The following is a 7633-nucleotide window of genomic DNA, read 5'->3' as shown; positions in this document are numbered from 1 at the left end:
CGCCGAACGCCTGGTCGACTCCGACGTCGAGGGAGCCGTCGAGGCCCTGAAGGCCAACTGGCAGAGCGGCAAGGACAGGATCCTCGCGCGCCTCAGATGGCATGGGCCAGTCGAATGACTCGATCGTCGCGCCGCTTTGCTGCTACACATCTCCTTTCTCAGCGGCCCATGAGGAATTCGAAGGCGATGACGAGAGGTATCCCCAGGCGCGGAAAGTGATCTCGGGTCTCGGGGCCGCGACATTGGCGATGCAGGTCCGCGCGTTCCTCCTCCGCGCGGTGCGCACAGGGGCGGCCCACCACATGCAGTACCGCGTGGTCGGAGGGCGCGACTCCTCAGCCTGCCGCGCGGATGGATCCAGGCGACCTTGTTTCACAAGGGCGCAGTCATGGTCGTTCTCCTGGCGAAGGCCGGCGAGCCGAGTTTCGAGGGCGGGTGGCGGACGTGTGATGCCGCAGGCCGGCCAGGAGGGCATGAAGGGCCTCGGCGGCGGTGTGCCGGGCTTCGGACGGGTCGGGGGCAGCGCCAGCGGTCATTGCGGCTTCGCAGAGAGCGCTGAAGATCAGGCGTGTCAGCATCGGACCAGGCTCCACCGACAGTTCCTCGGCGTCGGCCAAGCCGTCAAGGAGCGACTGCAGCGCGGGCAGCCCCATCTGCTCGTCCAGTTCACGGCAGCGCTCGGCGCCCAGCGCCGCGGGGGCCTGCTGGAGCAGTGACCGGTGCGCGGCATCGGTGACGGTTCCCTCGAGATAGGCATCCAGCGCGGCGTCCAGTCGAGGCCAGGGCCGGTCATGTCGCATGGCCGCAGCGGCGACATCCTCCGCGAGGCGCTCCTGGCGGTCGCGGAACACGGCCTCGAACAGGTGGGCCTTGTCGGTGAAGTGGTAGTAGACCGTCCCCTTGCTGACGCGGGCCGCCTGGGCGACGTCATCGATCGTGGTCGCGGTGAACCCCTGATCGGCGAAGAGTGCTGCGGCCGCATCGAGCACCGCGCTCCTGGTGAGTTCCTTGTACTCGGCTCTGCGGCCCTTGACGGTCATGCGGACTAAGATACAGTCCCTGACTATGAGTCAGTTTACGACTGCCGGTCAGAATACTCTGGAGACGTCGAAGGGCGCTGTCAGCTACTGGACGAACGGCGAGGGCCCTGGCCCCGCCGTGGTCTTCCTGCAGGGCTTCCTCGCCGGACCGGACGTCTGGTCGCCCGTGGTAGCCGAACTCGCCGGACGGCACCGGTGCTTCACGGTCGACTGGCCCTTCGGCGCGCACGGCCGACCGATGCGGGCCGACGCCGACCTCTCCCCGCCCGGAGTGGCCGAACTGGTGGTCGAGGTGCTGGACCGGCTGGGCGAACCCAGCGCCGTCCTCGTCGGCAACGACAGCGGCGGTGTCATCGCGCAACTGGTCACGGCCGCACATCCCGACCGCGTCGCCGCGCTGGCGCTGGTGGCCTGCGACGCCTTCGAGGTCTTCCCGCCCGGGGTCTACCGGCTGCTGTTCCGCTTGGCCTCCGTCCCCGGGGTGGTGCGGGCGATGGCCGCCGCGATGAATGTCCCGGCCATCGCCCGCTCGCGGGTGGGGTTCGGAGCGGTTTTGGAGCACTGTCCCGGCTCGGTGCGGCACTGGGCCGCTCCGCTGGCCGCAGACCCGGGTGTCCGCCGCGACATCACCAAACTCATGACCGGGGCGTCCAACGCCCAGACCCTCGGCGCCGCCCGCGCCTTCGGCGGGTACGACCGGCCCGTCCTGGTCGTCTGGGCCGATCGCGACCGGCTCTTCCCCCTGGCGCTCGGCCGGCGGCTGGCCCGGGCCTTCCCCTTCGGCCGCCTCGAAGTGATCAAGAATTCGGGGACCTTCGTCCCGCACGACCAGCCCGCGCGGCTCGCCGAACTGCTCGCGGGCTTCCTGGCCGAACAGGACCTCCGGTGACCCCCGAAGAGTTTCCCGCCGCCTTCGCCGCGGGCTGGGCACTGCCCAAACCCGACGCGTTCCTGGACTACTTCCGCCCGCTGATCGCTCCGGACGCGACGTTCACCCAGCCCATGTTCCCGGCCGCCCACGGCGTGACCGCCATCGAGAGCATGTTCCGGCGCCTGTTCGCCCTGTTCCCCGACATGGCGCTCACGGTCGTCCGCACCGCCGTCGAGGCCGACACCCCCTACATCGAGTCCCTCTGCACCGCGAGCCTCGGCCGCGGACCCGTCGAGTTCCCTGTCTGCGACCGGTTCACCCTCGCCGACGGCGCTATCAGAGCGCGCCACTCTTTCGCCGACCCGCTTCCACTCCTGCTCACCGGGCTGCGCCGCCCCTCCGCCTGGCCTCGCCTCCTCCGCAGCCGCCTCCCCGTGCCGAGCACGAAGGATGCTCGTGCAGGAGAGGCATAGCCGCTGAGGGCCCAGGCGCTGTGCCCGATCACTCTCACCACACCATGATCCGCCCTGGTGTCCTGCAACCGGCGACCTAGACTTCCGTCGGCCCACCCGGCGACCCATAAGGTTCGTGGTCGAACACCGCCCCTCTACCCGGGACCGGTATAGAGGGCGCCTCTGCCACGGCCGCAACCTTCCGGATCACCACCCCACCCACACGATCTTCAGGACGGTCCCCGTCGCGCGGCCGGCTTTTGGTCATGCGGCTGGAGATAGGTCAGGACGGCGCGAACCCGGCGATGGTCGTCGGTGCTGTCCGCGGGCAGGTCGAGCTTGGTGAAGATCGAGTTGATGTGCTTGCCGACGACCTTCTCGCTGATGGTGAGCGAGGTGGTGATGGCGGCGTTGGAGCGGCCCTCGGCCATCAGGGCGAGGACTTCGCGTTCGCGGGGGGTGAGCCGGGTCAGCGGGTCGTGGCGGCGGGTGAGCAGTTGCCGGACGACTTCGGGGTCGATCACGCAGCCCCCGGCGGCCACCCGCTCGACGCCGTCGACGAATTCGGCTACGTCCAGGATGCGGTCCTTGAGTAGATAGCCGACCCCGCCGGAGTCGGTCGATTCCAGGAGTCTGGCGGCGTAGGCGGTGGCTACGTACTGGCTGAGGACGAGGACGGGCAGGCCCGGGTGCCGTAGACGCAGATCGACCGCCGCGTGCAGCCCCTCGTCGGTGAACGTGGGCGGCATACGCACATCGGTGACGACCACGTCGGGGCGTTCGTCGTCGACGGCGGCAGCCAGTGCGATGGCATCACCGACGGCTACCACGGTGTGGTTGAACCGGGCGAGGAGGGCGACCAGGCCCTCGCGCAGGAGGACCGCATCGTCGGCAAGGACTACGCGCAGCATCCGGTTACTCCGTTATCCAGTGCATGGCAGTTCCAGCCGCAGGATGGTCGGTCCGCCGGGCGGACTGGACAGGGCCAGCGTGCCGCCGTGCGCGTCGACCCGGTCGGCCAGGCCTGCCAGGCCGGTGCCGGCGGCGGGGTCCGCGCCACCGATCCCGTTGTCGCGCACCTTGATACCGAGGCGGGCGCCGGTGAGGCCGCCGGTGATGGATACCTGGGTTGCGGTGGAGTGTTTGGCGGCGTTGGACAGCGCTTCGGCGACGACGAAGTACGCCGTCGACTCCACTGCGGTCGGCAGGCGGTGGGGCACGTCGACCGTGACGGTGACCGGGACCGTCGCGCGGTCGGCCAGTTCGGCGACCGCGGCGAGTAGGCCGAGGTCGGTGAGGACGTGCGGGTGGATGCCGCGGATCAGCTCGCGCAGCTCGGCCAGGGCGGCTTTGGCCTCCTCTGCGGCCTGGTCGACCAGTGCCCGCGCGGCTTCGGGGCGATCATCGAACTCCAACTGGGCGCCGACCAGCGTCATGCCCAGCGCGAGCAGGCGTTGCTGTGCGCCGTCGTGCAGATCGCGTTCGATGCGGCGGCGCTCGACCTCGAACGCGTCGACCAGCCGTGCGCGGGAACGGGTGAGCATGCGGACTGTCTCGCCGGATCCCGGCGCCAGCAGCAGGTGGGCGACTTTGGCGTGGGCGATCGCGGCGACGGGCACGGCGTAGACGGCGAAGAACCCGACGACCACCAGCGCCAGCGCCCCGAGCGCGCCGATCAGCACGGCGACGACGACATCGGTGCCGGTGGCCGGATCCGTCGGGGCGCGGGTCGTGGTCAGGTTGACCGACATCAGGGCCAGGACGGGGGAGAACAGGAGGAGGACCGCGGCCAGGTCGAGCACCAGCAGCACGGTGGCGTGCAGCCCGAGATAGGCCAGTTCCCGCCAGGTCACGGCTTCCGCGCACCGGAAGCGCAGCCACGCAATCGGCCCCGGCTGGTCGGGGCGGACGTGCGGGTCCTGCAACGGTGCCCCGCCGAGCAGGACCACCCGCCGCCGCTCCAGCGCCACGAGAGGGCGCGTGAGCGCCGGTGCCGCGACCACGACGCCAAGTACGAGCGCCGCGGGAAGCCAGAGCAGGCAGAGTGCGCCGAGCATGGCACCAGAGAGCACATAGGCGACGGTCCGTAGAAGCCATAGCGAGGCGAAGAAGCGCAGCGGGTTGCCCCGCAACGCCTCCCATGCCGTATCCGCCATGACCACCACCGTAGACGGCGGCGACGCCTGCGGGCATGGGTGCTGGCCCTCCCTCAAAGATGCGGGGGCACGCTCCTGTGACAAAGTGCGCTGGCGGCTTGTATGGAGCTCGTGACGACTTCAATCGAGTGCCGGGGACTGCGTAAACGCTACGGACCGGCGGTCGCCGTCGACGGGCTTTCGTTCGCCGTGGAGGCGGGCCGGGTAACCGGGTTCGTCGGGCCAAACGGGGCGGGCAAGTCCACGACGATGCGGATGATTCTCGGGCTGGACGCGCCGGACGCCGGCACCGCGCTGGTCTGTGGCCGGCCCTACCGAAGCCTGCGCAACCCGCTGCGCAGAGTCGGTGCGCTGCTGGACGCCGGCGCCCCCCATCCCGGGCGCCGGGCCCGTGACCATCTGCTGTGGATGGCTCAGTCCAACGGGATTTCGCCGAGACGGGTGGACGAGGCGCTCGAGGCCGTCGGGTTGGCGTCGGTCGCCCGCCGCCGGGCCGGTGGCTTCTCGCTGGGGATGAGGCAGCGGTTGGGCATCGCCGCGGCGCTGCTCGGCGACGCGCCGGTGCTGCTGTTGGACGAGCCGGTCAACGGCCTCGATCCCGAGGGCATCCACTGGATCCGTGGGCTGTTGCGCGGGCTTGCGGGACAGGGCCGGGCGGTGTTCGTTTCCAGTCACCTGATGAGTGAACTGGAGGACACCGCCGACCATCTCATCGTGGTCGCACGGGGCAGGCTCGTCGCCGACATCGGCGTCGCCGATCTGCTCGCCCGGGCGTCCGGCGACCGGGTCGTGGTGCGTACGGCGCGGCCGGCCGAAGCGGTAGCCGCGCTCACCGGTGAAACCGGCGCCACGGCCGCGTTGACCGGACCCGGGACCCTCACCGTTGCCGGCCTCACCGGTGAGCGGATCACCGCCCTGCTCTCCGGCGCCGGACTGCCCGTCTCCGAACTCACCGCCCACCGCGTGTCCCTGGAGCAGGCGTACCTGGAGATCACCCGCGACGCGACCGAGTACACCGCCGCGAAGGGCGCGTGATGGCGGCCGTGATGCGATCGGAGTGGACGAAGTTCCGCACCGTACGCTCCACCGTGTGGGGCCTGCTCGCCGCGGTGGCCCTGATGCTGGTGCTCGCGGTGCTGCAATCTTCGGCGAGCACGTTCACCCCGCGCGCCGATGGCGAACCGGTCGACCGGTTCCAGTTCGTTGGTCAACCTGTGACCGGCGATGTCAGCATCGTCGCCCGGGTAGGGGCCCAGCAGGCGAGCCATCCGTGGGCCAAGGCCGGCATCATCATCAAACAGCGCCTGGCGTACGCGGCAGTCATGGTCACCCCCAGCCACGGCGTGCGAATGCGCTCGGGCACGATCACCGACTTCGCCGCCAGCCCGACAACCGCGCCGCGCTGGCTCAAACTCGTCCGCACCGGCAGCACCATCACCGGGTACGAGTCGAGCGACGGCGCGGCCTGGCGTCCGGTCGGTGCCGTGACGCTCAACGGACTTGCGCAGGCGGTCGAGGTCGGCCTCTTCGTCGCATCGCCGGACCAGGTCCGTGTTGTGGGCACCCCCGCCGCCAAACGGCATGAGGCGGTACACACCGTCGGGCGAGCCACGTTCGACGCGGTCACCCTCACGCCGCGACCGGTGGTCGGCTGGAGCAGCCAGGATGTGGCCCCGCCGCCCGTGCCCGGCCGCATCGAGCCCCCCGCGCCACCGGCCGGCAGCACAGCCCGATCAGGCGGCCAGTTCACCCTGACCGGATCCGGTGAGCTCGGCCTGCCAGAGCCCGACCACGACTCCACCCGCCTCGACGCCGCCCTCAGCGGCGTCACCGTCGCCGTGATCCTCTTCGTGACCGTCGGAACGCTGTTCATGACGGCCGAATACCGGCGGAACCTGACCTGGACGACGTTCGTCGCGACCCCACGGCGGGGCAGGGTCCTGGCGGCCAAGGCGCTCGTGCTCGGCGGCACCACGTTCACGGCCGGCCTGGTCGCCACCAGTGCCGCCTTCTGGCTCTCGCAGCCGATCCTGCGCGATCACGGCTACCGCCCGCCGTTTTTCCCAGACCCCTCGGCCGCGACGGCCGTGCGCGTCATCATCGGCAGCGCCGCGTTCCTCGCCCTCATCGCCCTGTTCAGCCTCGGCGTCGGGGTGATCGTGCGGCGTACCGCCGGAGCCGTCACCACCGTCATGGCGTTGGTGTTCGTCCCCCAGATCGCCGCCCCCGCCCTGCCCGCCACCGCTGGCACCCGGCTGCTGGAGGTGACCCCGGTCGCGGGCATGTCCGTCGGATACCCCTGGAGCGGCGTGGCCGTACTCGCCGGTTACGCCGCCGCCGCCCTCGGGGCCGGGTACTGGCTGCTGCGCAGGCGCGACGCATGATCCTGCGCGCCGAATGGACGAAGCTGCACACGGTACGCAGTACCCCGTGGCTGCTACTGGCTGCCGCCACGTCAACGATCGGGCTGGGCGCCGCGACGGTCGCCCTGACGACCGGGTCCGACCTGGTAGCGGCCAGCCTCTCGGGCGTCTACTGCGGACAGATCGCCATCGTCGTGCTCGCCGTGCTGGCCATGACCAACGAATACGCCAGCGGCCTGGTCTCCACCACCCTGGCCTGCACCCCGCGCCGGACCATGGTCCTGCTCGCCAAGACGGCGACCGTCATCGCGACCGTCATCAGCGCCGCGCTGGCCAGTGTGACCGGATCGCTAGTCGCCGCCCGGAGCCTGGCGGGAGACCAGGGCATCACCGTCACCAGCGGGCCGGCCCTGCGCGCGGCATTCGGTACCGTGCTCTACCTCACCCTCGTCGCCCTGCTCAGCCTCGGCATCGCGACCGCGCTCCGGCACACCGCCGCAGCCCTCACCACCGTCCTGGGCCTGCTCTACCTCTTTCCGCTGCTCGCCCAGTTCATCGGCGACGAACGCTGGCACACCCGAATCGAGCGGTACGCACCGATGTCCGCCGGACTGGCCGTGCAGTCGACCACCAACCTAGGCGACCTGCCCATCGGACCATGGACCGGTCTCGGCGTCCTGGCCGCCTACGCCGGCGCCGCCCTGCTGCTGGGCGCGGTCCTGTTCACCACCCGCGACGCGTGAAAGGAAAC

8 protein-coding genes are annotated in these 7633 nt (G+C 70.7%); 5 read left to right on the top strand and 3 right to left on the bottom strand.

Annotation, left to right across the window (positions count from 1 at the left end; translation table 11 throughout):
- Nucleotides 1–386: 386 nt before the first annotated feature.
- Nucleotides 387–1040, bottom strand: a complete 654-nt coding sequence (locus AB0H37_RS44795; RefSeq protein WP_360618813.1) for a TetR family transcriptional regulator — start codon at nt 1038–1040, stop codon at nt 387–389.
- Between the two features lie 25 nt (nt 1041–1065).
- On the opposite strand from AB0H37_RS44795, the gene AB0H37_RS44790 reads away from it, so the two are divergent.
- The gene (locus AB0H37_RS44790) at nt 1066–1929 is read left to right on the top strand and encodes an alpha/beta hydrolase (RefSeq protein WP_360618812.1); all 864 of its coding nucleotides are present in this window, start codon (nt 1066–1068) and stop codon (nt 1927–1929) included.
- Nucleotides 1926–2384 carry a nuclear transport factor 2 family protein gene (locus AB0H37_RS44785; RefSeq protein WP_360618810.1) on the top strand — a complete coding sequence of 153 codons (459 nt, stop codon included), beginning with the start codon at nt 1926–1928 and terminating at the stop codon, nt 2382–2384. Before AB0H37_RS44790 ends, AB0H37_RS44785 begins: the two co-directional genes overlap by 4 nt.
- A 209-nt stretch (nt 2385–2593) precedes the next feature.
- Here the strand turns inward: AB0H37_RS44785 and AB0H37_RS44780 are convergent, their stop codons facing one another.
- Both AB0H37_RS44780 and AB0H37_RS44775 read right to left on the bottom strand, forming a co-directional pair.
- On the bottom strand, nt 2594–3271 hold the full coding sequence (locus tag AB0H37_RS44780) for a response regulator transcription factor (protein ID WP_360618815.1): 678 nt from the start codon (nt 3269–3271) through the stop codon (nt 2594–2596).
- Between the two features lie 15 nt (nt 3272–3286).
- A complete protein-coding gene (locus AB0H37_RS44775) occupies nt 3287–4519 on the bottom strand; it encodes a histidine kinase (protein ID WP_360618809.1) in 1233 nt (410 codons plus the stop codon).
- Between the two features lie 102 nt (nt 4520–4621).
- Here AB0H37_RS44775 and AB0H37_RS44770 point away from each other — a divergent pair, with 102 nt between their 5' ends.
- From AB0H37_RS44770 to AB0H37_RS44760, 3 genes are read left to right on the top strand one after another with little or no spacing between them, the layout of a single operon-like run.
- A complete protein-coding gene (locus tag AB0H37_RS44770; RefSeq protein ID WP_329092097.1) occupies nt 4622–5554 on the top strand; it encodes an ATP-binding cassette domain-containing protein in 933 nt (310 codons plus the stop codon).
- The gene (locus tag AB0H37_RS44765) at nt 5554–6903 is read left to right on the top strand and encodes a hypothetical protein (RefSeq protein WP_360618808.1); all 1350 of its coding nucleotides are present in this window, start codon (nt 5554–5556) and stop codon (nt 6901–6903) included. Before AB0H37_RS44770 ends, AB0H37_RS44765 begins: the two co-directional genes overlap by 1 nt.
- The gene (locus tag AB0H37_RS44760) at nt 6900–7625 is read left to right on the top strand and encodes an ABC transporter permease (protein WP_360618807.1); all 726 of its coding nucleotides are present in this window, start codon (nt 6900–6902) and stop codon (nt 7623–7625) included. The genes AB0H37_RS44765 and AB0H37_RS44760 overlap by 4 nt, the downstream gene beginning before the upstream one ends.
- Nucleotides 7626–7633: the final 8 nt, after the last annotated feature.

It is taken from the genome of Actinomadura sp. NPDC023710 (genome assembly GCF_040639875.1).
Lineage (GTDB): Bacteria > Actinomycetota > Actinomycetes > Streptosporangiales > Streptosporangiaceae > Spirillospora > Spirillospora citrea.
The sequence above is the reverse complement of the archived record's forward strand: the minus strand, read 5'-3'. Positions and strand labels throughout refer to the sequence as shown.

What these genes read in the sequence shown, in the direction of transcription:
- AB0H37_RS44795 (WP_360618813.1), bottom strand. Translation starts at nt 1,040, where the DNA reads ATGACCGTCAAGGGCCGCAGAGCCGAGTACAAGGAACTCACCAGGAGC.
- AB0H37_RS44790 (WP_360618812.1), top strand. Translation starts at nt 1,066, where the DNA reads ATGAGTCAGTTTACGACTGCCGGTCAGAATACTCTGGAGACGTCGAAG.
- AB0H37_RS44775 (WP_360618809.1), bottom strand. Translation starts at nt 4,519, where the DNA reads ATGGCGGATACGGCATGGGAGGCGTTGCGGGGCAACCCGCTGCGCTTC.
- AB0H37_RS44770 (WP_329092097.1), top strand. Translation starts at nt 4,622, where the DNA reads ATGGAGCTCGTGACGACTTCAATCGAGTGCCGGGGACTGCGTAAACGC.
- AB0H37_RS44765 (WP_360618808.1), top strand. Translation starts at nt 5,554, where the DNA reads ATGGCGGCCGTGATGCGATCGGAGTGGACGAAGTTCCGCACCGTACGC.
- AB0H37_RS44760 (WP_360618807.1), top strand. Translation starts at nt 6,900, where the DNA reads ATGATCCTGCGCGCCGAATGGACGAAGCTGCACACGGTACGCAGTACC.